The following is a 26,297-nucleotide window of genomic DNA, read 5'->3' as shown; positions in this document are numbered from 1 at the left end:
AACAGTTTTAAACTGAGTAAGGATTTCAATAGCATAAATGTAATCGGTTGTGATAGGAGAGTAACAATCTACTGGAAAAACAAATTAAGTTGAACATGGAAGCATGCTTTGCAGTAAATATCAAATCAGGTGATTTTGAAGACAAGCACAACAGTCACTGATAAATTATTTCTCCAACCGATCATTTTTGCAAATGATAGAATAGTCGACGAAGCTGGACAGACAGTCGCCGCTTTGTGTTCTTCTTTTGAACTCAAGGGGGAGGAAAGTCCGGGCTCCACAGAGCAGGATGACGGCTAACGGCCGTCCACCGCGAGGTGAGGAACAGGGCCACAGAGACGAGCGTATTCAGTTACGGTGAAACGCGGCAACCTCCATCCGGAGCAAGACCAAATAGGCAGGCAATGATGTGGCTCGCGGAGCCTGCGGGTAGGTTGCTTGAGTGCACAGGTAACTGTGCAACTAGAGGAATGACTGTCCACGACAGAACCCGGCTTATCGGCCAGCTTCATCAATTTTACATGCTTGATATGATGCCACACGTCATACAAAACGGTTATTCGTTAACTTAATAAATTAGCATTGAATACTTTCAATCATCGCAATGATCCGTAAATTTCTTAGCAAGGTATTCAGCCGCAAAGCAACTGCTTCCGAATCGCTCGTAAAGCTGAGTATTATTTCTAGCAAACACCATGGAATCCAACGTCACCAGATCACCCCATGCGCATTAAAAACCGCCCTCAATTTACAACAGGCTGGTTTTTCGGCTTATCTCGTCGGGGGCGCGGTACGTGATTTGTTATTAGGATTGGTGCCGAAAGATTTCGATATTGCAACCAATGCAACACCTGAAGAAATCCACAAAATTTTTCGGCGCTCGCGCATTATAGGACGACGCTTTCGCCTGGTACATGTAATGTGCGGCTCTGAAACCGTGGAAGTATCCACTTTTCGAGGACCGTCATCGGATGATGATGGTCCTGCGTCGATTCAATCGATCGACCAGCATGGCCGCTTGTTGCATGACAATGTCTTTGGTAGTCAGGAAGAAGACGCGAAGCGCCGTGATTTTACCGTCAACGCGTTGTTTTACGACCCCGCCAAAGAAGAAATTTTAGATTACCTGAACGGCTACGACGATATTAAAGCCAAAAAAATGCGTATTATCGGCGATCCAGTACAGCGTTTCCGGGAAGATCCCGTGCGTTTGTTACGAGCAGTTCGTTTAGCAGCAAAACTAGATATGCAAATTGATACAGAAACCGCTAAGCCAATTGGCGATCTGGCACCTTTACTGCAAAATGTCCCGCCGTCTCGCCTGTTTGATGAAATGCTAAAATTGCTATTGTCGGGGCATGCTTTGACTTGTGTTGTTGAACTGCGCGCGCGTGGCTTGCATCATGGCCTTTTACCTATGCTTGATGTGATCTTGGAACAGCCCTTAGGCGAGCGTTTTATCACTATTGCACTGAAAAATACGGATGAACGGGTCAGACAGAATAAACCGGTCTCACCCGGATTCCTTTTTGCCATATTGTTATGGCATGAAGTGCTGGCATACTGGAATTCACTCCAGGCATCCGGGGAAAAACCATTGCCCGCTTTATTTAAAGCAATGGATCATATTCTTTCGCTACAACATAAAAAATTGGCGGTACCCCGCCGTTTTGATGCAGTAATACAAGAAATATGGGCAATGCAACCGCGATTCGAAGCCCGTGTCGGGCGTAAACCTTTCCGCTTACTTGCACATCCACGTTTCCGCGCCGCCTATGATTTTATGCTATTACGCTGTGAAAGCGGTGAACTCAGCATTGAGTTCGGAGAATGGTGGAAAGCCTTTCTATCCGCAGATAATTCCGAACGAGAAAAAATGCTGCCCAAGCAAACAGCCATCAAAAAAGGGCGAAGAAAACGTAGCCATAAAAAACCTTCGTCCAATTCTGTTATCACCTCCGAAAACCCGATAGACAACTCAGGCACTTAATTGTACATTTCATGCTAATAAATAAAGGATTGGCTTTTATCGCTTTAGGAAGCAATCTGGAAATTCCGGTTTTTCAGGTACAACATGCTTTTGATGAATTGGAACAGCTTCCTGGCACGCAACTAATAAAACGCTCGTCTTTGTATCAAAGCACTCCGATCGGGCGGCTGGATCAACCTGATTTCATCAATGCAGTGGCACAGATTAAAACTGAGCTCGCACCATTGGATTTACTGACTGCGTTACTGACTATCGAACATAAGCAAGGTCGCTTACGTGAATCGTTGAACGCACCACGGACTCTGGATCTCGATATTTTGCTGTATGATACATTGCAATACCAGGATGGCGAGCTGACCATACCGCATCCACGTATGACCCAACGCGCATTCGTACTACAGCCCTTGATAGAAATTGCTCCAGATTGTCAGATCCCAGGATACGGTCACATTGCGCCATTACTTGCTGCATGTAAAGATCAAAAATTACTAAAAATCAATGGATAAAATCTTATAACCTAAATCAGATTTTGTCATAAAACTATTTGCCACTATTGAAATAGAGTATGAGAACCTCACTCACAACGCTGCAAAAAATGGTTGAGAACAATGAGAAAATCGCCGTTCTGACCTGTTACGATGCAACTTTCGCAACCATTCTAGAAAACTCAGGCGTAGATGTGCTACTAGTCGGTGATTCATTGGGAAATGTTTTACAAGGTGAAAACACCACATTATCAGTCACGCTCGATGATATGATTTATCACACCCGCTGCGTTGCACAGGGCACTGACAAGGTACTGATTATCACTGATATGCCCTTCGGCACTTATCAGATATCGCCAGAGCTAGCTTTCAGCAATGCTTGCAAAATTATCGCTGCTGGCGCGCACATTGTGAAAATCGAAGGCGGTCACATCATGACTGATACCATTCAGTTCTTAACCCAACGCGGCATACCCGTTTGCGCGCATATCGGTTTGACACCGCAATCCATTCATCAACTGGGTGGCTATAAATTACAAGGTAATTCAGAAAAATCCGCCAAGTTGATGTTGGATGATGCAAAAAGTCTGGAAAAATCCGGTGCAAGTATGCTGGTAATGGAACTCATACCGGCGAAACTGGCTAAAAAAATCACCCAGACTCTTTCCATTCCTACCATCGGCATTGGCGCGGGCAATAATTGCTCCGGACAAGTTCTGGTATTACACGATATGTTGGGTTTATTTCAAGGAAAAAAACCACGCTTCATAAAAGATTTTATGGCGGATGCTCAAAATATTCAAGAGGCAGTAGAAAATTATGTTGCTGCAGTTAAAACCGAACAATTTCCAAGTACTGAACATCAATTTTAACTGAATAATATCGCGTGAAAATAATTACCGATATCTCAGAATTACGTAAAAATCTTCGTCGAGAGCAAAGAATTGCTTTCGTTCCAACGATGGGTAATTTACACGCAGGGCATCTTGCTCTGATTGATCAAGCCAATCAATTATCTGATTGCATTGTTGTCAGTATTTTTGTCAACCGATTGCAATTTCAGCCTCATGAAGATTTCGAACGTTACCCTCGAACATTCGAAGAAGATTGCAGGACGCTGTCGGCACAAAATGTCAAGATAGTTTTTGCACCTGATGAAAAAATTCTTTTCCCAACGCCACAAGAATTCTTGTTAGCATTACCCCCTGTAGCAGATATCTTGGAAGGAGAATTTCGACCAGGATTTTTTCGTGGTGTTGCAACGATTGTATTGAAATTATTCAATATTATCCAACCTGACCTCGCTGTATTCGGCAGAAAGGATTATCAGCAGTTGCATATAGTGCGTAAAATGGTACAACAATTAAATTTACCCATAGAAATTATTGCGAGTGAAACTATTCGAGAGCCAGATGGTTTAGCATTAAGCTCACGCAATCAGTATTTAAATGAAGCACAACATGCAGAAGCTTGCAGGCTTTACCAATCGCTTTTGCAGATCAAACAAGAAATTTGTTCCGGTTGTAAGAATTTTCAGAGATTGCAGCATAATGCTGTCAACAACCTGGAGCAACACGGCTGGAAAGTTGATTACATCAGTACCCATAACCGCAATACACTTTTATTTGCACAGGCATCAGATCAAGATTTAGTCGTTTTAGGCGCAGCTTGGCTTGAAAACACACGATTGATCGATAACCTAGAAATCTAACATCAGGTTTTTTTGTAACAAACATAGCATGATGACTATTTTTTCAAACCAGACAAATAAAGAACAAAAAATGATGCAATCACTGAACACTTTTTGGCTATCCTGCCTGGATCATTTTCAAAAAGAACTCAATGCGCAACAATTTAACACCTGGATCAAACCCTTGGAAATTGATCTTGCATTAAATAGTGATAATAAAGTTGTACTGATCGCACCTAATCGTTTTGTATCACAATGGGTCGCAGATAACTTTATCGTGCACATAGAAAGTATGGCAAAAACCTATTTTGACAAAAATATTCAATTCCATCTGAAACTTGCTGATCAAACAAAAACCAAAAATAATACATTGAATCAGGTATTAGACTCCACACCCAGCTCTAATGAAACTACACCGGAATCTAAAACTGTTCATCATCCTGCTAAAAAAAATCTTAATGGATTAAATCCCAACTTCACCTTTGATAGCTTTATAACCGGAAAAGCGAATCAATTAGCACGAGCCGGGGCTATACAAGTGGCGGAATCTCCAGGAGTTGCCTATAACCCGCTTTTTATCTATGGCGGTGTAGGTCTTGGGAAAACACATTTAATTCAAGCGATCGGTAACTTTGTGCAAGAAAACAACAAAGGTGCAAAGATTCGCTATGTTCATGCAGAAAAATACGTCTCCGATGTTGTCAGTGCTTATCAACACAAAGCTTTTGACAAGTTCAAACTTTACTACCATTCATTGGACCTATTACTAGTTGATGACGTACAATTTTTTGGCGGAAAGAATCGCACTCAGGAAGAATTTTTCTACGCATTTAATGCTCTCATTGAAACACATAAACAAGTCATCATCACCTGCGACACTTATCCCAAAGAAATTACTGGTCTGGAAGAGCGTTTGGTTTCGCGCTTTGGCTGGGGATTAACCGTAGCGGTGGAACCCCCTGAACTGGAAATGCGGGTCGCAATTCTTTTAAAAAAAGCTGAAATAGAAAAAATGCGATTGGATGAAAATGTCGCTTTCTTTATCGCTAAACATATTCGTTCAAATGTACGTGAGCTGGAAGGCGCATTGAAACGCGTGTTGGCTTTCTCACGTTTTGTCAATCAGGACATAACACTTGATCTGGCAAAAGATGCATTAAAAGATTTGCTTGCGGTACAAAGTCGTCAAATTTCAATTGAAAATATTCAAAAAACCGTTGCTGACTACTATAAGATTAAAGTTTCTGAAATGTATTCAAAAAAACGTTCACGTGTCGTTGCAAGGCCGAGACAAATGGCAATGGCTATTGCTAAAGAGCTGACTTCACTAAGCCTACCTGATATTGGAGAAGCTTTTGGTGGCAGAGACCATACTACCGTATTACACGGCTACCGCAAAATTAACGAATTGCGTATTTCTGATCCCCATATAAGTCGGGATTTTAACGCTTTGATACTCATTTTAAGAGGCTGATAACTTTTTAACAAATTGTGTATAACTGCCTAGGATAAAAATCTGCTATTTTTATCCACAATTTATCCAGTCTCCATACCTTTATCATACAGACAAAAAAATGATTCTATCTTGTTGAAATTATTATAAATAAAAAAACTATACAGACGTATTAAAGACATTATCTAATTATTACTATTTTTATATCAATACAAAATACAATGCAATGCTTTTAATAAAAACTAACCGAGACACACTGCTAAAACCACTACAAACTGTAACTGGCATTGTAGAGCGTCGACAAACGTTACCCATCCTATCAAACGTTCTGATTAAACAAAATCAAGAAAAGACTTCTTTTTTGACCTCTGATCTGGAAATACAAATCAAAACAGAGACTGCGGAAAACCTTTCTCTTGAAAAAGATTTTGCTTTTACAGTTTCTGCTAAAAAGCTTCAGGATATTCTGCGTTCGCTTTCATCCGATACCGAGGTAACATTAACGCGGAAAGATGATCACTTACAGGTTAAATCCGGTAAAAGCGCATTCAGTCTGCAAATTCTTCCTGCGGAAGATTTTCCCGAAGTAACCAAAGAACCGGAATCAGACAGCGTTATTACACTCAAGCAAAAAGAATTCAAGAATCTTTTATATCTGGTTCAGTTTGCGGTAGCTCAACAGGATATCCGCTATTATTTGAATGGACTTTTGCTGTTGATCGATGGTAAGCAACTGATCAGTGTTGGTACTGATGGTCATCGCCTTGCTTATATTTCAACAAGTTTAGATAAGACGCAGAAAAAGCAAGAAGTTATTCTTCCGCGCAAAGCAGTCTTTGAACTATCCAAATTACTCAATGACAGCGAAGACTTGATCAAGATAGAATATTTCCAAAATAAGGTCAGGTTTTCTTTTTCAGATATAATTCTGACATCTAAAGTTATCGATGGAAAGTTTCCGGATTACAATCGGGTTATTCCAACTAGAAACAACAAACTATTTGAAATTAATCGGCTCATCTTTTTGCAAGCTTTGCAGCGGGTTTCCATTCTATCAAATCAAAGTGATAAATTTCGCGGCGTGCGTTTAATCGTCGATGAAAATAATTTACGCATTGTCTGCAAGAATAATGAACAGGAAGAAGCTGAAGAAGAACTGGAAATCAACTATCAAGAAGACCAAGTGGACATCAGCCTGAACATTACCTATTTGATGGATTTATTAAACAATGTTACGAGTGAAACCGTACGATGCGCCTTTGAAAATGCCAATAGTAGTGTTTTAATGACAATACCTGGAAATGAAATATTTAAATACATCGTAATGCCAATGAGGATTTAATAATAACCGTGCCAAAATCAACAAAAACCGCGACCCTTGAATCGTTATCTGTAAATTTCATAAAGTATCCTACTAATGAGTGATCAAAATCCCCATGTACCGAAAGAAAATCCAACTGATTACGATTCTGAAAGCATCAAAATACTCAAAGGCTTGGATGCCGTACGTAAACGTCCTGGCATGTATATCGGCGACACCAGCGATGGTACAGGTTTGCATCACATGGTGTTTGAAGTGGTCGATAATGCTATCGATGAAGCATTAGCCGGTCATTGCGACGAAATAACCGTCACGATTCATCCGGATAATTCAGTCAGTGTGTTGGATAACGGTCGAGGCATCCCTACCGGGATCAAGCAGGATGATGAAATGAAGCGCTCCGCAGCAGAAATCGTCATGACGGAATTACATGCCGGAGGAAAATTTGACGACAATTCATACAAAGTTTCTGGTGGCTTGCATGGGGTTGGCGTATCGGTAGTCAATGCATTATCGGAATGGTTGAAACTCACTATCAGACGCGACAGAAAAATGCACCAGATCGAATTTCGGATGGGTGTTCCAGTCAAACCGCTGGAAGTTACGGGAGAAAGTGAACGGCACGGTACGGAAGTACATTTCCTGGCCAGCAAGGAAATTTTCGGCAACATTGAATATCATTATGATATTTTCGCCAAGCGCTTACGTGAGCTTTCTTTTCTTAATAACGGAGTAAAAATCCATCTGATTGATCAACGTACCGGCAAGGATGAAAAATTCGCCTTTACCGGCGGTATCAAAAACTTTGTTGAATACATCAATCGCAGTAAGACGGCGCTGCATCCGAGTATTTTCTATGCAGCGGGTGTAAAGGACAATATTGCCGTCGAGGTATCGATGCAATGGAATGACAGCTACACCGAGCAAGTGTTATGTTTTACCAACAATATTCCGCAAAAAGACGGTGGAACACATCTGACCGGGCTACGTGCCGCAATGACACGCACGCTCAACAATTATATCGAAAAAAACGAACTGGCCAAAAAGGTCAAAGTTGAAACCTCTGGCGATGACATGCGCGAAGGTTTATCGTGCGTATTATCGGTGAAACTGTTTGAACCTAAATTTTCGTCGCAAACCAAGGAAAAATTGGTGTCTTCAGAAGTACGTCCGGTGGTGGAAGAAGTCGTGACGCAAAAGCTTTCCGAGTTTTTACTGGAAAACCCGATTGATTCCAAAACCATTTGCAATAAAGTTATCGACGCTGCCAGGGCACGTGAAGCTGCCCGAAAAGCTCGCGAATTAACGCGCCGCAAAGGTGTGCTCGACAGTATGGGATTACCTGGAAAACTGGCTGATTGTCAGGAGAAGAACCCAGCGCTGTGCGAACTCTACCTGGTCGAGGGTGATTCCGCCGGCGGTTCCGCTAAACAGGGACGTGACCGCAAGTTTCAAGCAATCATGCCACTCAAGGGCAAAATACTGAATGTCGAAAAAGCACGTTTTGACAAGCTGATTTCGTCGCAGGAAATCATTTCCTTAATCACTGCGCTGGGTACGGGTTTCGGTAAGGATGAATACAATCCGGACAAACTGCGTTATCACCGCATCATTATCATGACTGATGCGGACGTGGATGGTTCGCATATCCGCACCCTGCTGCTGACGTTCTTTTACAGGCAAATGCCCGAACTGATTGAGCGCGGCCATATTTATATCGCACAACCGCCTTTGTATAAAATCAAGCATGGTAAAAAAGAACGCTACGTCAAAGATGATCATGAATTAAAACAACACTTGCTTAGCCTCGCATTGACCGATGCTGAGCTGCATTCCGGCGAAGAAAGACCCTCTTTGAGCGGTGAAACACTGGAAAAAATTGCCAATGAATACATTCTGGCAGAGGCGGTTATCGAGCGCATGAGTCAGATGATTGATAGTAACGTAATGCACGCGTTGCTACGCCAGCCAGATGTTGATTTGCACAATGAACAAGCGGCGATCGACAGTGCAGCCCGTTTGGCCGCACGTATTAAGGATGTGGAAATCGCTGCGGAATACGATGACGTGCACGAACGTTATCGATTGAAAATTATGCGTATGTCACATGGTAATGTGCTGACCAGCTACTTGGATAATGATTTTGTCGAGAGCGGCGATTATGCGCAAATCCAGAAAACCGCACAGGTATTTGAAGGTTTGCTGAGTCAAGGCGCTTATATTCAACGTGGCGAGCGTAAGCAGTTTGTTAGTGAATTCAAATACGCATTGGAATGGTTGCTGGAGGAAGCGAAAAAAGGGTTGAACGTGCAGCGTTATAAAGGCTTGGGAGAAATGAACCCAAGTCAATTGTGGGAAACCACGATGGATCCGGAAAATCGCCGCCTGTTACGTACTCAGATTGAAGATAGTATATTAACCGATGAAATTTTTACCACGTTGATGGGTGATGTGGTTGAGCCACGCCGTGCATTTATTGAGAAGAATGCGCTACGTGCGACGAATATTGACATTTAGATTGACTCTAGCTTAGCAAACAAGCTTGAAATGAAAAGCCTGTTTGTAGTGTTATCAGGAGATTAAATCATGAAAAACCTACTTTTTTTCATAATTTTTAGCATTATTGTGTTGTCTGGTTGTGCTAAAAGCGGTGGTGGCGGTGAAGAACCACGGGTGCAATGTGACGATGTTGCTAGCCGTGGCTATCTAAACGTCCTATCTGTCAATCTTCTGTTCAAGGAAATTGAAACACGTGAGCAGCGTCTGGAAGCGGTTGCAGAATTTGCAGAGAAAACTCCGGTCGATGTCATTCTGCTTCAAGAAGTGGTTGGAGGCGCATTAGCTCATACTGAAAATAGCGCAGAAGATTTGCAGAAGAAGCTCCTCGTGCGTAAACGTGATTATGATTTGTACACATCTTTTGAAATTGGATTACCGGGTGTGATAGGCGTGGCCAATGCGATATTGAGTCGTTGTGAAATTGATTTTAGGACGACTAAGCGCTTGCCGCATGCGACTGAATTGAATTTTCGCGGACATGATATTAGATTGCCAAGAAATGTCATGATGACACGCATCAATATCCCCAATACTAGTAAACTGAATATTTATAACACACATCTTTGCGCCACATGTACAGCGGATCAGCTGGATGCTCAGTTAAATGTTATGCTGCCATTCATTAGTGAATTAGAAACATCTTTTCCAAGTGGTAATATTGCAATTCTTGGTGGCGACTTTAATATCGACCGATTTCGCGTAGATCCTTTTGTAGAGGGGATTTTCTATGACAGGATTGTCAGTGCTGGTTTTATTGATGCTTATGCGCAGAATAGGCCACTGGACAGTCTATGTACGAATACTAAACAAGCCGACGCACATTGTACAAAAGGAGTTTCGACGTTGGATGCTGGGGGATCTGCCAGGCGCATTGACTATATTTTTATGAATCAGGCAAAGAATTTACGTGAAAGCCGAGTGGTATTTAACACCCTAGTTGATCCAGATCAGGCAAGCGTATCTGATCACGCTGGTGTTTTTATTTCAGTGACTTTGCCATAAGGATACAGCGGGTGATGGATGTCACCCGCTTCTAAAATTGGGTGTTTACGCTGCAACGCGGGATGCGCGTTTACGTTCATGCTCCAGCAGATGACGCTTACGAATTCGAATCGTTTTCGGTGTAATTTCTACCAGCTCATCATCGGCAATGAATTCAATCGCTGATTCTAGCGTGAGTTGAATCGGTGGAATTAATGTGACCGCTTCATCGGTTCCCGAAGCGCGAATATTAGTTAATTGCTTGCCTTTGATTGGGTTGACCACCAGATCATTGTCGCGGGTGTGGATACCGATCACCATGCCTTCGTAAAGACGGTCTCCTGGGCTGACGAACATGCGGCCGCGATCTTGTAGTTTCCATAGAGCATACGCAACGGCTTCTCCTTGTTCAGCTGAAATGAGTACACCGTTTCTGCGTGGTGGAATTTCCGGGCGCATTGGCGCGAATTCGTCAAATACATGGCTCATCAAGCCGGTGCCGCGTGTCATGGTCATGAATTCTGATTGAAAGCCGATCAAGCCACGCGCAGGAATACGGTAGTCTAGCCGCACACGTCCTTTAGCATCCGATACCATATCCTGTAAATCGCCGCGGCGCGAGCCCAAAGCTTCCATTACTGCACCTTGATTTGCTTCATCTACATCAACGGTGAGCATTTCAAACGGTTCGCATTTAACGCCGTCAATCTCACGAATCACGACATGCGGACGAGAGACAGCTAGTTCGTAACCTTCGCGGCGCATATTTTCCAGCAGAATAGTCAGGTGCAGTTCACCGCGCCCTGAAATCAGGAACGAGTCGGTTTCATTGGTGTCCTCCATCCTCAGGGCAACATTGATCAACAGTTCTTTTTCTAAGCGCTCGCGTAACTGGCGGCTGGTGACGAATTTTCCTTCCTGGCCGGCAAATGGCGAGGTGTTGACTTGGAATGTCATGGTCAGGGTTGGTTCGTCCACAGAGAGGATTGGTAGCGCTTCCGGTTGATCGATATCGGTCAGCGTAGTGCCAATGCTGAGTTCTTCCACGCCGTTAATCAGTACGATATCGCCGGCCAAAGCTTCTTTCATTTGTATCCGCTCCAAACCACGGAAACCGAGCACCTGATTAACTTTCGCTTTTTTCGGTGGTTTGTCGCCTGTCAGCACCATGACTTCCTGACCGGGTTTCAGTTTACCGCGGTGAATGCGGCCAATACCAATGCGGCCGACGAAACTGGAATAGTCGAGCGCGCTGATTTGCAGTTGCAGTGGCTCATCAGGATTACCTACAGGAGCGGGTACATATTTGAGGATAGTGTCGAACAACGGACGCATGTCGGTGCTCGGCTTATCAATATCTAAGGTGGCAAATCCATTTAATGCCGAAGCATAAATAATAGGAAAATCAAGTTGTTCTTCACTGGCGCCCAATTTATCGAACAGATCAAATGTTTGATCTACTACCCAACCGGCGCGCGCGCCAGGCCGATCAATCTTATTGACGACAACAATCGGACGTAAACCCAGCGCGAGAGCTTTTTTGGTGACAAAACGGGTTTGCGGCATCGGTCCTTCAACCGCATCAACGAGTAGTAATACACCGTCGACCATTGACAACACACGTTCGACCTCACCACCAAAGTCCGCATGGCCAGGGGTATCGACGATATTGATATGAATATCTTCGTAGTCAATAGCACAATTCTTGGCTAAAATGGTAATGCCGCGCTCACGTTCAATATCGTTAGAGTCCATCACACGCTCGGAAATTTGCTGGTGTGCGGCAAAAGTGCCGGCTTGATGCAGAAGTTTATCAACCATAGTGGTTTTACCATGGTCAACGTGAGCGATGATTGCGATATTGCGAATCGGGCGAGACATAAATTATTCCTCAAATATAAGCTATTAGTCCTTGCGGTGGGGGCAACATTATAGCATCTGATTGTTAATATGGCTAATTTAACCATCCGCTAAGTTTTCTAAAATTAGGGATTCTGATGTTGCCATCGATACGTTACTTATCACAAAGTTCACTGCAGGACTTGCAACTTACCATACATGATGTCACTGCCTGCATTGAGCATTTACTATTTGCAAAAACACAACAAAAGGCCTGGAATGCACCTAAGGCTGTGATTACTCCGCCAGATGATAGATACATGATGGCGACATTAGCGGCAGCCGATGACCCTCCATTTCTTGCTGTCAAAGCGCTAGTGCTCAATCCAGATAACCCAAGGTATGGATTAGAAAGCATTAACGCATTGGTGACTTTACTCGATAGCCGGAACGGATTGCCACTTGCGATCATTGATGGCAATTGGATTACTGCAGTACGCACGGCAGGATTGAGTGTGGTCGCTGCCAAACGGCTTGCACAACCTGATGCTTCTATTGCTGCTTTTATCGGGTGCGGCGTGCAAGCCCATAGTCACTTGCGAGCGCTGGCAGAAATTTTTCCGCTAAAACAGATTAATGTGTTTGGACGGAGCGCGGCCAGCCGCGACAAATTTTGCCGTAGCGCAGAAAAAATGGGCTTGTTGGTGGTTGCGACACAAACGGCACAGGAAGCTATTCAAGATGCTGATTTGATTGTTACATCTGTAACCTTGTCGCCAAAACTGATTCCATTTCTAGACGCGCGCTGGCTTAAACCAGGCGCATTCGTCACTATGACCGATTTGGCTGCACCGTGGCTGGCTGAGAGCATGCCAGCATTGGACCAGATTATCGTTGATGATTTGGAACAAGAAGCCAGCATGCCTAAACCGTTGGTTGATCCGGAGTTAGTGCGTGGTGATTTAACTGATTTGGTAATAGGCAGTGCAACTGGCCGTCAAAGCACAGATGAACGAATCGCTTTTGTGTTCAGGGGGTTGGCGCTTGGGGATCTGGCCGTGGCCGGACTGGCTTACCAGCGTGCTTGTGAGCAATTACAGGGTATGGTGATAGAATCCTAAAGCAATTACTGGTTGTTCTTTTCTGCGCCCGTCATCAAAAATTTAATCAGTAGCGCGAAAATAAGCGGAATTGTACTGAGTCCTGTCACCATGTAATGCTCTGCGGTGAATTGATCGCCTTCATCCATAATGATGTAGCCAAAAAATATCGTGACCGGGGTGATAATTGAGAGTGTTATTACTAAATTAAATAATCCTTTCATTTGTTAAGATCCTTTTGGTAAATTATTTTTTAGAGTATATGCCTATTGGCAGGGTATGCCCAGAACGTAAGAATTCAAAATCACTTGTCAATGGAGGTGCTATGCAGGGTAATATTAATCTTTTTGCAGCAACTGCATAACATGCATGGAACCCGTACTTGTTATTACCAATTTTCCCAATAAGGAAAGCGCCTTAGCGTTGGCAGAGGCTTTAGTCGATCAACATTTGGCGGCTTGTGTTAACACCTTAAGTCCGTGTGTTTCGATTTATCGCTGGAAAGATAACATTGAGTCGGCTGAGGAAACCCCAGTGCTAATTAAAACCCAGCGGCAATATTATGAACGGATTGAACAGTTGATCAAGAAGGTGCATCCTTATGAACTTCCGGAAGTAATTATGGTTCCTATATTGGACGGATTACCTGCATATTTGCAGTGGATCGTCGACGAAACAACCCTATCTGACTAAATAATACTGATACCTATGCGATTAATCCAACTTTTGCTACTAATGTTATGTTTATCCTGTCCGCAAGCTTTCGCTCAGGAAGGCGGATCTTTAAATTTGTTTCAGAAATTACAGGGCTTAGGTATCAATCTGGGCCAAAGTAATCCACAAGAACTTTTGCCACCGGATGAGGCGTTCAAGATCGCCGTAGAAGTGCGGGACGGAAATACGTTAATTGCCCATTTGACACCCGCGAAGAATTATTACCTGTATCGCGACAAAATTGCCTTTGAACCCAAGCAAGAAGGCATGGCGATTGAAAAGGTAACGTTGCCATCCGGCAAAATGAAAGAAGACATGACTTTTGGTAATACGGAGGTATATTACACTCCAATTCAGGCGGTCATTTCGTTAAAGCGCGAAGGCTCGGCAAGTGAGCCGCTGACACTGGAGGCAACTTATCAGGGTTGTAATGAACCGGTGGGGGTGTGTTACGCACCGATACATAAAGTGATTGATTTGACATTACCGGCAGTAAAGGCAGCAATCGGAGCGGTTGCCGAGGCAGTGAGTAGTCAAGCTACGGCAGCAGAAATTGATGCAACCACCGAGTTGTTTCAGATGCCGTCCAGATCACCCGCGATTGAAACCGAATCGTACAAAATTGAGCGTATGTTTGAAACCGGCAATTACTGGTTGATTCTCTCCGGGTTCTTCGTGGTTGGTTTATTTCTGTCATTTACGCCTTGTGTGTTTCCGATGTTTCCAATTCTATCGGGGATTATTGCCAATCAAGGCAAGAACGTAACAAAGCGGCATGGATTTATTCTGGCACTGGCTTACGTATTTGGTATGGCAATTACATATGCCATCATCGGTGTGGCGGCGGGATTATCGGGCGCAATGCTGTCTGCGACTTTGCAAAATGCATGGGTACTAGGCGCGTTTGCAGTGATGTTTGTGTTATTGTCCTTTTCCATGTTTGGTTTTTATGAGCTGCAACTGCCCGGGTCGTTGCAAACCAAGTTATCCCAGGAAGCCGGTCAGTTGAAGGGTGGGCATTTAACCAGCGTGTTTGGTATGGGGGCATTGTCTGCTTTGATTGTCGGTCCTTGTGTCGCCGCGCCGCTGGCGGGTGCTTTGCTATATATTAGCCAGACTCGGGACGTGGTTCTGGGCGGTTCGGCATTGTTTGTCATGGCACTGGGTATGGGCGTGCCACTGTTGCTATTGGGAACATCAGCCGGCGCTTTACTGCCGAAAGCTGGCGCATGGATGGAGTCGATTAAGCGATTCTTTGGCGTGTTGCTGATTGCGGTTGCAATTTGGATTATCTCCCCGTTGATTAATGAAGTGGTGTACATGTTGTTATGGGCCGTGTTATTAATCATCTCGGCGATTTATTTGCATGCGATTGATCCATTGCCGGAAAGAGCCTCAGGTGTGCAGAAATTTCTCAAAGGTGTGGGTGTTATCGCTTTACTGGTTGGTGTTGCGTTATTGATCGGCGTTTTGTCCGGTGGCCGGGATGTTCTGCAGCCACTCTCAAAGCTTAATCTGGCAGATGCGACAAGTTCAGGGGAGGCGGGACCTGCGAGTTATGCAACACTGCCATTTCAGCGGGTAAAAACTATCGCTGAACTGGATGAACAGATTCAGTTATCCAGAGAAAAATACGTCATGGTCAGGTTTCATGCTGATTGGTGTGTTTCCTGCAAGGAAATGGATCGATTTACGTTCTCTGATGCCAAAGTTCAAGCTCGACTGAAAGATGTGGTTCTGTTGGAGGTTGATGTCACTGATGGCACTCCGGATGACACCGCGCTACTTAAACGATTTAAGTTATTTGGGCCACCGGGTATTTTATTTATTGATCGTCAAGGCCATGATGTTCCTGATATTAAAATCATTGGATTTCTCAATAACAATGATTTCTTAACAGTACTGAACGCTGTTTTGATTTAAAGCTAGCTACTGTCAAATAATTAGTCGCGACGTCCTCTTAAAATATTTTCTAAGGATAAAACAATGTCGAAGTTCAAGCAGATAATTTTGTATTCTTGCGTCGCGATATTTGCTCTGGGAGCAGGCTCGTTCTTACGTACCTTGCTGTCTGAAGCATATCAAACTGAATTATCCAGTGAAGAAAGTCAGCAAGGCGCTCAAGCTATTCTTGCTGCAAGCTTGCCAGATTTACAGGGAGAAAATCAGGAGATTTCGCAATGGTTGGGAAAAGTTATGGTAGTGAATTTTTGGGCCACCTGGTGCACGCCGTGCCGCGAGGAAATTCCAGAATTCATTGAAGCACAAAAAAAATATGGGGAACAAGGGTTGATTTTTATCGGTATCGCTATTGATCAAGCGGATAAGGTCAAAATGTTTAGCCAGGAATTTGGTATCAATTATCCAGTATTGGTCGGTAGTTTTGATACTTGGTCATTGTTAGAGGCTGCGGGAAATCGTCATTCTGCGCTACCTTATACTGTGGTGATCAATCGCTCTGGAGAGTTGGTCGAAAACTATTTGGGACGTGTCGATCTGAAAAAGCTAGAAAAAATGGTAATTCCATTATTGAAGGAGCCACCGAAAATCGAGCAATCGACACAAACCAGTTGAATGTGTTGCTGGAACGTGAAAATAACTTCAGTCAAATAATAAATATTATCAAGGCATAATCTAATCAGGCTACTCTGCCAAAAAAGCAATTTCTATCAAAGATAATGATGTAATATTGTCAACAGGAATGGAATGCTTTGTTCATTGACGTATATGCGAGCTACTCTGTCCATGCACTACCTCGCATTTTGATGGTTGCGAATACTTACCAAACAAATACCCGGTTAAGTTTTTTTGGATTGAATGAAGTGCTGAAGGTGGGAAGGCACGGGTTTTTAATCTAAGTGTGAGGAGGATGTTTTTCCGATAATCATTTAGGAGACCACATTATGATACGACGTGATAGCAGTCAATTCATTGTTTTCTTCTTAATTATTCAAATAGCCATGCTCTCAGGCTGTACATCAATACCCGAGCAAACGGGGATGGAAGAAAAATTTAATGATGTTCGTATTACCACAAAAATCTATGAAGCAATTATTGATGAACCGTCGCTAAGACGTTTTGATATCAATGTCAGAACAATCAGAGGGGTTGTAGAACTAAGTGGTTACGTCAATTCCCGTAACGACATGGACAAAGCAATAGCGATTGCTCGTACTATCGATGGTATAAAATCGATCAGAAATGACATGCTGATTGGGTCGATTAATGATGATTATTAACAGATTCGTTGAAAAACTATCTGCATTGCTACTTCGGTGTTAATAACAGACTCACAATGCTCATTTATTATGCATAAACTGCACTTTTTCACCTGTTTTTGCCTAGTATTAGCCGCTTCGAAAACATTCTCAATGGCCTGTAAATAGCTTATCAGTGATTATCGGGAAGCATTTGCAAGTCACTCATTAATAAATGTTGATTCGAGTAGAAATGCTTTTAGCTGATATAGTACTGATCGTTCATTTTCTTTATGTCCTATTTGTGGTGGGGAGCTTGCCAGTTATTTGGGTAGGTGCGTGGCTGAAGATGATGTTTGTCACCAACCCTTGGTTTCGCTATCTGCACCTTGCCGCTATTTTGTTCGTGGTGGCTGAATCGTTATTTGGTGTCGCTTGTCCATTAACTGTGTGGGAAAATAGCTTGCGCCAGATAGAAAGGGATAGTAGTTTTATTCAGCGCTGGCTTCATTTCATCATATTCTACAATGTGCCGGAAGCCATCTTGGCTGTTGTCTATTGTTTGTTCGCCGGTTTGGTCGCAATGACTTTCAAATGGGTGCCGCCCAGACGCATAAGAGTTGATTAGTTTTCTGAAACTATCTGGCGAACATCTGCTTCTTCAGTTTCAAGACTGAACAATTCTTCAACATTAGGCTCGAATGTTTCTTCATCAAATGCTGTATCGCCGTTTTCGAATGGCCGATCTTGCGCTTGCAAGTTAACGAAATCGTAGCGAGAAGTATCGGCTAGATGCGACAGCTGGATATTCTGTATAGAACGGAACATGGTTTCCAACCGGCCGGGGAATTTTTTATCCCATTGCTGCATCATTTCTTTGATGGCTTGGCGTTGCAGGTTTTTTTGTGATCCGCACAGATTGCACGGAATGATCGGGAAATCCGAAATTTCCGCATAAGCCGCCAAATCCTTTTCTTTGCAATAAGCAAGCGGCCGAATCACAATGTGCTTACCGTCATCGCTGACCAGTTTGGGCGGCATTGCTTTGAGCTTACCGCCATAAAACATATTCAGAAATAAGGTTTCAAGGATATCATCGCGGTGATGGCCCAAGGCAATTTTAGTGGCCCCAAGTTCACCGGCCACGCGGTATAGCACACCACGGCGTAGTCGGGAGCACAGACTGCAGGTAGTTTTTCCCTCGGCAATGACACGCTTAACGACACTGTAGGTATCCTGTTCTACAATCCGAAAAGGCATGCTGATTTGCGTCAGATAGCTGGGTAATACTTGTTCAGGAAAGCCGGGCTGTTTTTGGTCCAGATTCACTGCGATCAGCTCAAAGTCTACAGGGGCATGGTTCTGAAGATTACGCAGGATATCCAGCAATGCATAGCTATCCTTACCTCCAGACAAACACACCATGATTCGATCGCCGGCTTTGATCATGTTGAAATCAGCAATAGCCGTTCCTACTTGTCGTCTCAGGCGTTTTTGCAGCTTATTGGCATTATATTGTTGTTTTTTAAGCATACTTTATGATAAATCTGAAGAAGCAAAAGCTCATTGATGATAAGGCGAGTAGTATAGAGGTTATAGCGGAATATTAGACAAATGAATTGGAACAATTTAGCATAGCCGTCTTCTAAATAAGACGGATGAACAAGTTTGGAAATTATTTTCAGGAGAATTCTATGAATATCATAAATAGAATTATACCATTGGTAATCTTAGTCTTGTTTTCAACCGAAAGTTACGCGACTGCAAATCATTCTAATTTGGAATCCGATATTGGCAGGCCGGGTAATTCTGATAAAGTGTCGCGCATTATTAAATTGACGCAGGTGGATAATATGTTTTTACCTGCAGAAGTTGAAGTGAATGAGGGTGAAACGATCCAGTTTGTGGTCAAAAATGGTGGCAATCACAAGCACGAAATGTTGATGGGTTCGATGGCTGAACTTAAAAAAATTGCTAAGATGCGGCGTATGTATCCTGATAAAGCGTATCCTCCTGAGACCCAATTGTTACAACTGGAGCCTGGTGAGCAAAAGGAATTGATTTGGCAGTTTACTCGCGCAGGAATCATTGATTTTGCCTGCCCGTTGCCCGGTCATTTTAAAAAAATGCGTGGAAAAATTTTTGTGGAGAAAAAATGAAAATACGAATGAGTACCCTGCTAATTGGGTCGATCTTGACAGTCAATTTATTGAGTGTTGCAACACAGGCGACAGCTACGGCAACCGTAGAAGTTTATAAGAGTCCGACTTGCGGATGTTGTGATAAATGGATCGACCATATGCGCGACCATGGTTTTACGGTAAAAACGCATGATGTAGGTAATAAAGAGATCAGAAAGAAGTCGGGTATTTCTGAAACCGTTGGTTCATGTCATACGGCGTTGGTGAATGGATATGCGATTGAGGGGCATGTACCGGCACCTGATGTCATCAGGTTACTCAAGGAAAAACCCAAAGCGATAGGGTTGGCTGTTCCAGATATGCCGCATGGGTCTCCAGGTATGGAAGGATCTCGTAGTGATCCCTACAATGTTTTGTTGCTTAAAGAGCGCAATCAAACCCGTATGGATGCCACCATCTACAACCGCTATGATCCGTATGCCAAAAAGGCTGAGCCATTACCTAAAGACGTAGAAGCAGAAAAAAGCAGTTCAGTTATGCGCTTAAAATAAAAGTAAGCGATTTTTATGAGAATGCGACATTTTTTGATTTATGGCGCTGCTACAATGGCTCTGATCGGGTGCGGTAATTTCTCGTCGCCGGATACTGCATTGGGGCAGCATCAGATTAATCCTAAAACAGGGTTGGTGATAAGAAATTTGGACGCTGCCCAAATTATGCGTGGAGAAGCTGTTTATGCGACCAATTGCGTGGGGTGCCATGGCCCCAATGGAGAGGCAACGCCGGATTGGCGCAAACCGAATCCTGATGGTAAATATCCACCTCCGCCACTAGACAGTTCGGCGCATGCTTGGCACCATTCCACCGATGTTTTGAAAAAAACAATTCTCAAAGGAACTCCCCCAGAAATAGGCTCTATGCCTGCGTGGGAAGGTATATTGACTGAACATCAAGTCGATGATGTGATCGCCTGGATAAAATCCTTATGGTCAGATGAAATTTACGATATCTGGTATAAAAATTTTGAGGATAAATAGTAAACATGCGTTTCAGACTTGAATCCGCCTTATTCCTTTGGTTTTTTTTCAAGTGATCGGATTTGCTCAAAGATCGTTTGTTTTTCATTTTCCAGCTCTCGATAGCGCGCATAAAGGCGATCTAAATCCGTTGTATATTTATCAATTCGATCTTGTTTTTCCTCCTTAAGCTGAATTAAATCTTCATAGTTCGGAATCGGAATGCTCTGAGAGAGTGGAATATTGGGCTGCCTCAAAGTTTGAGGCACTTCGGCCATTTCGTTGCGGCGCATTTCCTGAATCATCAGAAATTGCTGATAAGTCGATTGAGACTCTTGTTGTATGCGAGTCAACGTTTTTTCAAGCTCACGGATCTGCGCCTCCTGATCAGGCGTTTCCGTATCAGCCCAAATTGTATTAGCGGTAACAAAAAACACGCATAAAAGAATTAGCTGCATGACTTGAGTGTTAATAGATAACTTATTGTTTTTCATATATTTTAAGCGCTTGGTGGCAGAGCTTTATTGTTCAATAAGAGATTTTCCAAAATGCTATAAGCACAATTTTACACTCATTATCACTGGAGTTAATTTCTACTTTAGAGTTCTGTAAAAATATTTTGTTTCAGACCTCGAGTTTTTCATGATTCAATAAAGTATGCGGCACTACTTTGACGGAATTACTGCGATCACATTCATTCGTTTGGTAATATGTGCGAGCCAATGTTTTTTCTTAGCGCTACTAATACCATAGCTTATCCTATTTTCCAGGACGGGTGCGATTGCGCAGGATCAATTTGCAATTAGTTTAATGCTAGTTGCGGCAGATAGTGATTTCTTTCATGCAGCATAACCCTATAACTAAAAGATGAAAACCAATAAAGAACAACATACGCCGATGATGCAGCAGTATTTACGCATTAAGGCTCAGTATCCGGATATGTTGATGTTTTATCGCATGGGGGATTTTTATGAATTGTTTTTTGATGACGCGGATAAAGCTGCAAGACTGCTTGGGATTGCTTTAACCCGGCGCGGTGCTTCAGCAGGTGAGCCGATTAAGATGGCGGGGGTGCCCTATCACGCAGCTGAGCAATATTTAGCTAAGTTGGTCAAAGCCGGCGAGTCCATCGCGATTTGCGAACAGGTGGGTGATCCGGCGACCAGTAAAGGACCGGTAGCTCGCGAGGTTGTCCGCGTCATTACACCTGGAACATTAACGGATGCAGCATTACTCGAGGATAAGCGCGATTGCATTTTGCTGGCATTATGGGTACATGAGTCGGTTTTGGGTTTGGCTTGGTTGAACCTAGCCGCAGGTCAATTACGGATGATGGAGTCATCACCACAGAATATGCTTAGTGAATTGGAGCGTTTGCAGCCAGCAGAAATTCTTTTACCTGAAGCACTTATATTAGGTGAATTACAAGGAAAAAATTGGGTTTTAAAGCAATTACCTTCGTGGCAGTTTGATCGTGATAGTGCGATCAGTAGTCTGACACGACAATTTGAAACTTATGATCTTTCCGGTTTTGGTTGTGAAGATTTGCCTACGGCTCTGTGCGCAGCTGGTGCATTACTGGAGTATACGCGCTTGACGCAAGGGTCAGATGTGCTTCATATCACATCATTGCAAGCCGAGCGGGAAAGTATTTATGTCCGTATGGATGCAGCAACGCGCCGCAATCTCGAAATTTCTGAAACCATCCGCGGTGAAAGATCGCCCACGTTATTCTCTCTGCTGGATACTTGTTCAACGAATATGGGTAGCCGCTTATTGCAATTTTGGTTGCATCATCCATTGCGTGATCGTGGTGTAATTCAAAAACGACTGGATAGTATTGCGGCCTTGATCGGAGAAAATGAGTCAAAAAGTTATTTGGCTGCGCGCGGTCTTTTGCGGCAAATCGTAGATATTGAGCGGGTTACTGCACGTATTGCGCTCAAATCAGCACGTCCGAGGGATTTATCAAGTTTGCGTGATAGCTTGAAACTATTCCCGGAAATTATGACTGTGATTGCGCCGTGTCACAGCGAGAGAATTGATCAATTGATTCAGGCGATGCAAATTGAGCCTGTGCTCGTTGAGCTATTGAATACAGCCTTGTTGGAAGAGCCCGGTGTGGTGTTGCGCGAAGGTAATGTGATTGCCGATGGCTATGACGCTGAACTTGATGAATTACGAGCGTTGCAGAACAATTGCGGGGAATTTCTATTACAACTGGAAATTCGTGAAAAGGAACGCACGGGTATTCCTAATCTGAAAGTCGAATATAACCGTGTGCATGGTTTCTATATCGAAGTCACGCATGCACATAGCGAGAAAATTCCTGCGGATTATCGACGTAGGCAAACTTTAAAAAGTGCCGAACGTTATATTACACCTGAACTGAAAACTTTCGAAGACAGGGCATTATCCGCACAGGATCGAGCCTTGGCACGGGAAAAATATTTATATGATGCGTTAATAGAGGCGTTGTTAAAGTATATTCCTGTATTACAGAAAATGGCGCAAAGCGTTGCTGAGATCGACGTTCTGTGCACACTGGCAGAACGAGCGCAAACACTTAATTATACTGCGCCATATTTATCCAATGAGGAGATTGTTAGCATAGATACTGGTCGTCATCCGGTGGTAGAAAATCAGGTTGAAAATTTTGTGGCTAACGATGTTCAATTAGGTGCTGGGCAAACTGGAAAACCACAAATGCTGTTGATTACCGGTCCTAACATGGGTGGGAAGTCGACTTACATGCGACAAATTGCGCTGATAAGTTTGCTGGCTCATTGTGGATGTTATGTCCCAGCTAAAAAGGCGCATATCGGCGTACTTGATCAAATTTTTACCCGCATTGGAGCCGCTGATGATCTTGCCAGCGGCCGCTCCACGTTTATGGTGGAAATGACGGAAACAGCCAATATACTCCATAATGCGACAGCGCATAGTCTGGTGCTTATGGATGAAGTCGGCCGTGGCACCTCGACTTTTGATGGCTTGGCTTTAGCATTTGCAATAGCTCGGCATTTGCTGACAAAAAACTGTAGTTTTACCTTGTTTGCTACGCATTACTTTGAGCTGACAAAACTTGCAGAAGAGTTTAAACAAGTCAAGAATGTTCATTTGGATGCGGTGGAGTATAAACACCGTATTGTTTTCTTGCATAAAGTCACTGAAGGTCCCGCGAGCCAGAGCTATGGTTTGCAAGTAGCAGCGCTGGCAGGCGTTCCTGAGCTAGCGATCAGAGTAGCAAGAAAATACCTGGTTAATCTCGAGCAGGAAAGTATAAGTAGGAAACCGCAGTTGGATTTGTTTGCTTTTTCCGTTCCGAAGCTGGAAGAAAATGTTATTCGGGAACATCCAGTAATCGCAATACTGCAGAATCTTTCGCCTGATGATCTAAGTCCCAAGCAGGCATTAGAGCAGATTTATTTACTGAAAAAGGTGGTAGATACCGAACATGGCAGCTAAATTTTTATCCAATCGGGTACTTGAAATCTAGTGCTCATGACCATGTGCGCCATGCACATGTTCATGAGAAATTTCTTCTGCTGTGGCGGGACGGACTTCGGTTACCGTGCATGCGAAATTTAGTTTCATACCTGCGAAAGGATGATTGCCATCGACAATGACACTATCATCGGTGACATCGGTGACTTTATAGACGATAAAGTCTTCGGAATCTTCAGCGCCGCCTTCAAAATGCATGCCAACAGTCACATTAGCAGGAAAAGAGTCGCGTGGTTCAACGCGAACCAATTCGGCATCGTATTCACCAAAAGTGTCTTCCGGTTCCATGGAGATTGAGCATGAATAGCCAATTTCCATTTCGTGCAATGCTTCTTCAACTAAAGGAAAAATACCTCCGTAGCCACCATGCAAATAACTGATCGGTGTATCTGTTTTTTCCAGAATTTCTCCTGAAGCATCCGACAATTCATAGTTGAGAGAAACCACAGTATTTTTTTCCACGCGCATATTAAGTTTCCTTGCTGAGTTTGATCAAAAGTTGAAACGCTTATAGCAATCAGAGCGATTATTTATTGGCAAGCAGTGATTGAACAGTCATTATTATACGCACAAAGTTATTTTTCCTTAATCCGAAATGACGCGGAGTTGAACAATGAATGATTCAATCTTCTTTTACGTTGAATGGCAATGTTCTGATCGGCGCAAAACTTTGCCGGTGAATTTCGCAAGCCCCGTACTGTTGCAGCGCAGCCAAATGCGCTTTGGTTGGATATCCTTTATGTTTATCGAATCCATAGTTGGGAAAACACCTATGCAATCTTTGCATTTCAGCATCACGAGCAGTTTTGGCCAATATTGAAGCCGCTGAAATTTCGGGTATTAAGCTATCGCCGCGAATGATTGTTCGCATTAAACAGTGTAAGCGTGGGCTCTGATTGCCATCGATCAGTACTATATCGGGTGTGAAAGGAAGGCTTTCGACAGCACGTTTCATGGCCAGCAAACTTGCCTGAAGAATATTCAGCCGGTCAATTTCCTGTACCGAGGCATAGGAAATTGACCATGCTTTAGCATGTTTTTTGATGGTGACTGCCAGTGCGTTGCGCTTTTTTTCGCTCAGTTTCTTGGAATCAGCTAATCCATCTATTGTAAAGGCCACGTTTAAGACAACACAAGCCGCATAAACTGGGCCAGCCAGCGGTCCTCTGCCTGCTTCGTCGACGCCGCAAATCAATTCGATTGTTGACGTTTCAATGATTGAATACCCCTGATGCTGGCAGTTATTTCAACCGTGGTGGCTACACATTTCTGGAAGTGCACATAAGCTGTGCTTCGGTAACTAGCTGATCATCCACTTCGGCACGCGCTGAATACTTCCATAATCCTTTGATTTGTCGTTGGATAGAAACTTTGAGAATTAACTGATCGCCGGCCATGACAGGTTTTTTGAAACGAACACCATCGATACCTACAAAGTAATAAACTGTATCTTCCTTGTTAGTCGTATTCTCTGTTCTAAGTGTCAGAATAGCTGCTGCTTGGGCTAATGCTTCAACAATTAAAACCCCTGGCATCACTGGATGGTGAGGGAAATGTCCGGAAAAGAAAGGTTCGTTGATAGAAACATTTTTTAACGCAACGATATCTTTTCCCGTTTCATATGAAATTACCCGGTCTACTAGCAAGAGTGGATAGCGATGCGGAAGATATTTTAATATTTCGTGGATATTCATGCTATTCATGGCTTTATTTCCTTTTTGGCCCTGGATTCCTTAGTTAGGTACTGTTTGATTAACAGCGCATACTGAAAGTAGTGCCTTATTCGTTATTGAGTGCTTTAATTACTTTGTCGGTAATGTCGATACGCTGACTTCTGTAAACGGAGTCCTGTAATTGCAAAATTAGATCATAATTTTCATTTTCTGCGATTTTACTAATAGCACGGTTAGTGCGCTCTAAAATCATACTGTATTCTTCATTCTGGCGTACGCTCAGGTCCTCTCGCATTTGCTTCTGGGCGCGTTGGTACTCGCGACTCAAATTGGCAAGATTTCTTTCCATATTGCGTCGCTCAGATTCTTCCATGTTAATGCTTTCTTTTTCTAGCTTGTCTTGCAACGTCTTGGCTTTCATCGCCATTTTTTTGATATCTTCATCCCGTGGAACAAACTCCTGTTCGATTTTTTTCTGGGCCTGTATGGCTGGTTTGGATTCGCGCAGGATTTGTTCGGTATTGACTACACCAATTTTAATATCGCTGGCAAAGGCGGCTACGAAACTGCTAGTGAAAGCTACGGCGAAAAAGGCCATCATCGCCATGGAGCAACAGTGATAGATTCGTTT

At 43.3% G+C, this 26,297-nt stretch carries 26 protein-coding genes and 1 other RNA gene; 19 read left to right on the top strand and 8 right to left on the bottom strand.

Translation table 11 applies throughout. The features are described from left to right. Positions 1–210: 210 nt before the first annotated feature. From rnpB to Q0C11_RS04795, 9 genes are all read left to right on the top strand, one after another. Positions 211–514: RNase P RNA component class A (gene rnpB / locus Q0C11_RS04835), an RNA gene on the top strand. A 90-nt stretch (positions 515–604) separates the two neighbouring features. Further along, complete coding sequence (pcnB, locus tag Q0C11_RS04830; protein ID WP_293006236.1) at positions 605–1,990, top strand: polynucleotide adenylyltransferase PcnB; 1,386 nt, start codon at positions 605–607, stop codon at positions 1,988–1,990. Positions 1,991–2,001: 11 nt separating this feature from the next. Then, on the top strand, positions 2,002–2,496 hold the full coding sequence (gene folK, locus Q0C11_RS04825) for a 2-amino-4-hydroxy-6-hydroxymethyldihydropteridine diphosphokinase (protein WP_293006235.1): 495 nt from the start codon (positions 2,002–2,004) through the stop codon (positions 2,494–2,496). Between the two features lie 59 nt (positions 2,497–2,555). Continuing rightward, positions 2,556–3,347 carry a 3-methyl-2-oxobutanoate hydroxymethyltransferase gene (gene panB, locus Q0C11_RS04820; protein WP_293006234.1) on the top strand — a complete coding sequence of 264 codons (792 nt, stop codon included), beginning with the start codon at positions 2,556–2,558 and terminating at the stop codon, positions 3,345–3,347. A 14-nt stretch (positions 3,348–3,361) separates the two neighbouring features. Continuing rightward, positions 3,362–4,186 (top strand): pantoate--beta-alanine ligase, encoded by an 825-nt coding sequence (gene panC / locus Q0C11_RS04815; protein WP_293006233.1) that lies wholly within the window; start codon positions 3,362–3,364, stop codon positions 4,184–4,186. Positions 4,187–4,259: 73 nt separating this feature from the next. Continuing rightward, positions 4,260–5,639: a chromosomal replication initiator protein DnaA gene (dnaA, locus tag Q0C11_RS04810; RefSeq protein WP_293006238.1), complete on the top strand. Its 1,380-nt coding sequence runs from the start codon at positions 4,260–4,262 to the stop codon at positions 5,637–5,639. Between the two features lie 205 nt (positions 5,640–5,844). Beyond that, positions 5,845–6,960, top strand: coding sequence for a DNA polymerase III subunit beta (gene dnaN, locus Q0C11_RS04805; protein ID WP_293006232.1), 1,116 nt, complete (start codon positions 5,845–5,847; stop codon positions 6,958–6,960). A gap of 75 nt (positions 6,961–7,035) precedes the next feature. Continuing rightward, the gene (gyrB, locus tag Q0C11_RS04800; protein WP_293006230.1) at positions 7,036–9,456 is read left to right on the top strand and encodes a DNA topoisomerase (ATP-hydrolyzing) subunit B; all 2,421 of its coding nucleotides are present in this window, start codon (positions 7,036–7,038) and stop codon (positions 9,454–9,456) included. A 69-nt stretch (positions 9,457–9,525) separates the two neighbouring features. Then, positions 9,526–10,500 (top strand): endonuclease/exonuclease/phosphatase family protein, encoded by a 975-nt coding sequence (locus Q0C11_RS04795; RefSeq protein WP_293006228.1) that lies wholly within the window; start codon positions 9,526–9,528, stop codon positions 10,498–10,500. 45 nt (positions 10,501–10,545) lie between these two features. Here Q0C11_RS04795 and typA read toward each other — a convergent pair whose 3' ends face one another. Beyond that, positions 10,546–12,360: a translational GTPase TypA gene (gene typA, locus Q0C11_RS04790; protein ID WP_293006227.1), complete on the bottom strand. Its 1,815-nt coding sequence runs from the start codon at positions 12,358–12,360 to the stop codon at positions 10,546–10,548. A gap of 116 nt (positions 12,361–12,476) precedes the next feature. On the opposite strand from typA, the gene Q0C11_RS04785 reads away from it, so the two are divergent. Continuing rightward, entirely contained in the window at positions 12,477–13,439 is a 963-nt protein-coding gene (locus Q0C11_RS04785) for an ornithine cyclodeaminase family protein (RefSeq protein WP_293006225.1), read from the top strand. A gap of 5 nt (positions 13,440–13,444) precedes the next feature. On the opposite strand, the gene Q0C11_RS04780 is transcribed toward Q0C11_RS04785, so the two are convergent. Further along, positions 13,445–13,642, bottom strand: coding sequence for a hypothetical protein (locus tag Q0C11_RS04780; protein WP_293006224.1), 198 nt, complete (start codon positions 13,640–13,642; stop codon positions 13,445–13,447). A 145-nt stretch (positions 13,643–13,787) separates the two neighbouring features. Here Q0C11_RS04780 and cutA point away from each other — a divergent pair, with 145 nt between their 5' ends. From cutA to Q0C11_RS04755, 5 genes are all read left to right on the top strand, one after another. Then, the gene (gene cutA / locus Q0C11_RS04775) at positions 13,788–14,111 is read left to right on the top strand and encodes a divalent-cation tolerance protein CutA (RefSeq protein WP_292918794.1); all 324 of its coding nucleotides are present in this window, start codon (positions 13,788–13,790) and stop codon (positions 14,109–14,111) included. Positions 14,112–14,126: 15 nt separating this feature from the next. Further along, positions 14,127–16,055 carry a protein-disulfide reductase DsbD gene (gene dsbD, locus Q0C11_RS04770; RefSeq protein WP_293006222.1) on the top strand — a complete coding sequence of 643 codons (1,929 nt, stop codon included), beginning with the start codon at positions 14,127–14,129 and terminating at the stop codon, positions 16,053–16,055. Between the two features lie 63 nt (positions 16,056–16,118). Further along, on the top strand, positions 16,119–16,706 hold the full coding sequence (locus Q0C11_RS04765; protein WP_293006220.1) for a TlpA disulfide reductase family protein: 588 nt from the start codon (positions 16,119–16,121) through the stop codon (positions 16,704–16,706). Positions 16,707–17,035: 329 nt separating this feature from the next. Next, positions 17,036–17,371, top strand: coding sequence for a BON domain-containing protein (locus Q0C11_RS04760; protein ID WP_293006218.1), 336 nt, complete (start codon positions 17,036–17,038; stop codon positions 17,369–17,371). A gap of 211 nt (positions 17,372–17,582) precedes the next feature. Then, entirely contained in the window at positions 17,583–17,957 is a 375-nt protein-coding gene (locus Q0C11_RS04755) for a DUF2784 domain-containing protein (RefSeq protein ID WP_293006217.1), read from the top strand. Here the strand turns inward: Q0C11_RS04755 and ttcA are convergent. Further along, the gene (ttcA, locus tag Q0C11_RS04750; RefSeq protein ID WP_293006216.1) at positions 17,954–18,862 is read right to left on the bottom strand and encodes a tRNA 2-thiocytidine(32) synthetase TtcA; all 909 of its coding nucleotides are present in this window, start codon (positions 18,860–18,862) and stop codon (positions 17,954–17,956) included. The genes Q0C11_RS04755 and ttcA overlap by 4 nt on opposite strands. Before the next feature lie 161 nt (positions 18,863–19,023). Here ttcA and Q0C11_RS04745 point away from each other — a divergent pair, with 161 nt between their 5' ends. From Q0C11_RS04745 to Q0C11_RS04735, 3 genes are read left to right on the top strand one after another with little or no spacing between them, the layout of a single operon-like run. Then, entirely contained in the window at positions 19,024–19,488 is a 465-nt protein-coding gene (locus Q0C11_RS04745) for a plastocyanin/azurin family copper-binding protein (RefSeq protein ID WP_293006214.1), read from the top strand. Further along, entirely contained in the window at positions 19,485–20,021 is a 537-nt protein-coding gene (locus Q0C11_RS04740) for a DUF411 domain-containing protein (RefSeq protein ID WP_293006212.1), read from the top strand. Before Q0C11_RS04745 ends, Q0C11_RS04740 begins: the two co-directional genes overlap by 4 nt. A 15-nt stretch (positions 20,022–20,036) precedes the next feature. Then, the gene (locus tag Q0C11_RS04735) at positions 20,037–20,507 is read left to right on the top strand and encodes a cytochrome c (protein ID WP_293006211.1); all 471 of its coding nucleotides are present in this window, start codon (positions 20,037–20,039) and stop codon (positions 20,505–20,507) included. A 29-nt stretch (positions 20,508–20,536) separates the two neighbouring features. Here the strand turns inward: Q0C11_RS04735 and Q0C11_RS04730 are convergent, their stop codons facing one another. After that, positions 20,537–20,980: a hypothetical protein gene (locus tag Q0C11_RS04730; RefSeq protein ID WP_293006209.1), complete on the bottom strand. Its 444-nt coding sequence runs from the start codon at positions 20,978–20,980 to the stop codon at positions 20,537–20,539. Between the two features lie 373 nt (positions 20,981–21,353). On the opposite strand from Q0C11_RS04730, the gene mutS reads away from it, so the two are divergent. Next, the gene (mutS, locus tag Q0C11_RS04725) at positions 21,354–23,954 is read left to right on the top strand and encodes a DNA mismatch repair protein MutS (protein ID WP_293006207.1); all 2,601 of its coding nucleotides are present in this window, start codon (positions 21,354–21,356) and stop codon (positions 23,952–23,954) included. Positions 23,955–23,981: 27 nt separating this feature from the next. On the opposite strand, the gene Q0C11_RS04720 is transcribed toward mutS, so the two are convergent. The 4 genes from Q0C11_RS04720 to Q0C11_RS04705 all read right to left on the bottom strand — a co-directional run bounded on the left by Q0C11_RS04720 (position 23,982) and on the right by Q0C11_RS04705 (position 26,267). Continuing rightward, complete coding sequence (locus Q0C11_RS04720; RefSeq protein WP_293006206.1) at positions 23,982–24,461, bottom strand: peptidylprolyl isomerase; 480 nt, start codon at positions 24,459–24,461, stop codon at positions 23,982–23,984. 154 nt (positions 24,462–24,615) lie between these two features. Next, positions 24,616–25,188, bottom strand: coding sequence for a ribonuclease HII (gene rnhB / locus Q0C11_RS04715; protein ID WP_293006205.1), 573 nt, complete (start codon positions 25,186–25,188; stop codon positions 24,616–24,618). Positions 25,189–25,252: 64 nt separating this feature from the next. Next, a complete protein-coding gene (gene fabZ, locus Q0C11_RS04710; RefSeq protein WP_293006203.1) occupies positions 25,253–25,696 on the bottom strand; it encodes a 3-hydroxyacyl-ACP dehydratase FabZ in 444 nt (147 codons plus the stop codon). Positions 25,697–25,772: 76 nt separating this feature from the next. Then, a complete protein-coding gene (locus Q0C11_RS04705; protein WP_293006202.1) occupies positions 25,773–26,267 on the bottom strand; it encodes an OmpH family outer membrane protein in 495 nt (164 codons plus the stop codon). Positions 26,268–26,297 lie beyond the last annotated feature (30 nt).

Source organism: Nitrosomonas sp., from assembly GCF_022842015.1.
Taxonomy (GTDB): Bacteria; Pseudomonadota; Gammaproteobacteria; order Burkholderiales; family Nitrosomonadaceae; genus Nitrosomonas.
This window is presented reverse-complemented; position numbering and strand designations above follow the sequence as displayed.

What these genes read in the sequence shown, in the direction of transcription:
- pcnB (WP_293006236.1), top strand. Translation starts at nt 605, where the DNA reads ATGATCCGTAAATTTCTTAGCAAGGTATTCAGCCGCAAAGCAACTGCT.
- folK (WP_293006235.1), top strand. Translation starts at nt 2,002, where the DNA reads ATGCTAATAAATAAAGGATTGGCTTTTATCGCTTTAGGAAGCAATCTG.
- panB (WP_293006234.1), top strand. Translation starts at nt 2,556, where the DNA reads ATGAGAACCTCACTCACAACGCTGCAAAAAATGGTTGAGAACAATGAG.
- dnaA (WP_293006238.1), top strand. Translation starts at nt 4,260, where the DNA reads ATGCAATCACTGAACACTTTTTGGCTATCCTGCCTGGATCATTTTCAA.
- dnaN (WP_293006232.1), top strand. Translation starts at nt 5,845, where the DNA reads ATGCTTTTAATAAAAACTAACCGAGACACACTGCTAAAACCACTACAA.
- gyrB (WP_293006230.1), top strand. Translation starts at nt 7,036, where the DNA reads ATGAGTGATCAAAATCCCCATGTACCGAAAGAAAATCCAACTGATTAC.
- Q0C11_RS04795 (WP_293006228.1), top strand. Translation starts at nt 9,526, where the DNA reads ATGAAAAACCTACTTTTTTTCATAATTTTTAGCATTATTGTGTTGTCT.
- typA (WP_293006227.1), bottom strand. Translation starts at nt 12,360, where the DNA reads ATGTCTCGCCCGATTCGCAATATCGCAATCATCGCTCACGTTGACCAT.
- Q0C11_RS04785 (WP_293006225.1), top strand. Translation starts at nt 12,477, where the DNA reads ATGTTGCCATCGATACGTTACTTATCACAAAGTTCACTGCAGGACTTG.
- Q0C11_RS04780 (WP_293006224.1), bottom strand. Translation starts at nt 13,642, where the DNA reads ATGAAAGGATTATTTAATTTAGTAATAACACTCTCAATTATCACCCCG.
- cutA (WP_292918794.1), top strand. Translation starts at nt 13,788, where the DNA reads ATGGAACCCGTACTTGTTATTACCAATTTTCCCAATAAGGAAAGCGCC.
- dsbD (WP_293006222.1), top strand. Translation starts at nt 14,127, where the DNA reads ATGCGATTAATCCAACTTTTGCTACTAATGTTATGTTTATCCTGTCCG.
- Q0C11_RS04765 (WP_293006220.1), top strand. Translation starts at nt 16,119, where the DNA reads ATGTCGAAGTTCAAGCAGATAATTTTGTATTCTTGCGTCGCGATATTT.
- Q0C11_RS04760 (WP_293006218.1), top strand. Translation starts at nt 17,036, where the DNA reads ATGATACGACGTGATAGCAGTCAATTCATTGTTTTCTTCTTAATTATT.
- Q0C11_RS04755 (WP_293006217.1), top strand. Translation starts at nt 17,583, where the DNA reads ATGCTTTTAGCTGATATAGTACTGATCGTTCATTTTCTTTATGTCCTA.
- ttcA (WP_293006216.1), bottom strand. Translation starts at nt 18,862, where the DNA reads ATGCTTAAAAAACAACAATATAATGCCAATAAGCTGCAAAAACGCCTG.
- Q0C11_RS04745 (WP_293006214.1), top strand. Translation starts at nt 19,024, where the DNA reads ATGAATATCATAAATAGAATTATACCATTGGTAATCTTAGTCTTGTTT.
- Q0C11_RS04740 (WP_293006212.1), top strand. Translation starts at nt 19,485, where the DNA reads ATGAAAATACGAATGAGTACCCTGCTAATTGGGTCGATCTTGACAGTC.
- Q0C11_RS04735 (WP_293006211.1), top strand. Translation starts at nt 20,037, where the DNA reads ATGAGAATGCGACATTTTTTGATTTATGGCGCTGCTACAATGGCTCTG.
- Q0C11_RS04730 (WP_293006209.1), bottom strand. Translation starts at nt 20,980, where the DNA reads ATGAAAAACAATAAGTTATCTATTAACACTCAAGTCATGCAGCTAATT.
- mutS (WP_293006207.1), top strand. Translation starts at nt 21,354, where the DNA reads ATGAAAACCAATAAAGAACAACATACGCCGATGATGCAGCAGTATTTA.
- Q0C11_RS04720 (WP_293006206.1), bottom strand. Translation starts at nt 24,461, where the DNA reads ATGCGCGTGGAAAAAAATACTGTGGTTTCTCTCAACTATGAATTGTCG.
- fabZ (WP_293006203.1), bottom strand. Translation starts at nt 25,696, where the DNA reads ATGAATAGCATGAATATCCACGAAATATTAAAATATCTTCCGCATCGC.
- Q0C11_RS04705 (WP_293006202.1), bottom strand. Translation starts at nt 26,267, where the DNA reads ATGATGGCCTTTTTCGCCGTAGCTTTCACTAGCAGTTTCGTAGCCGCC.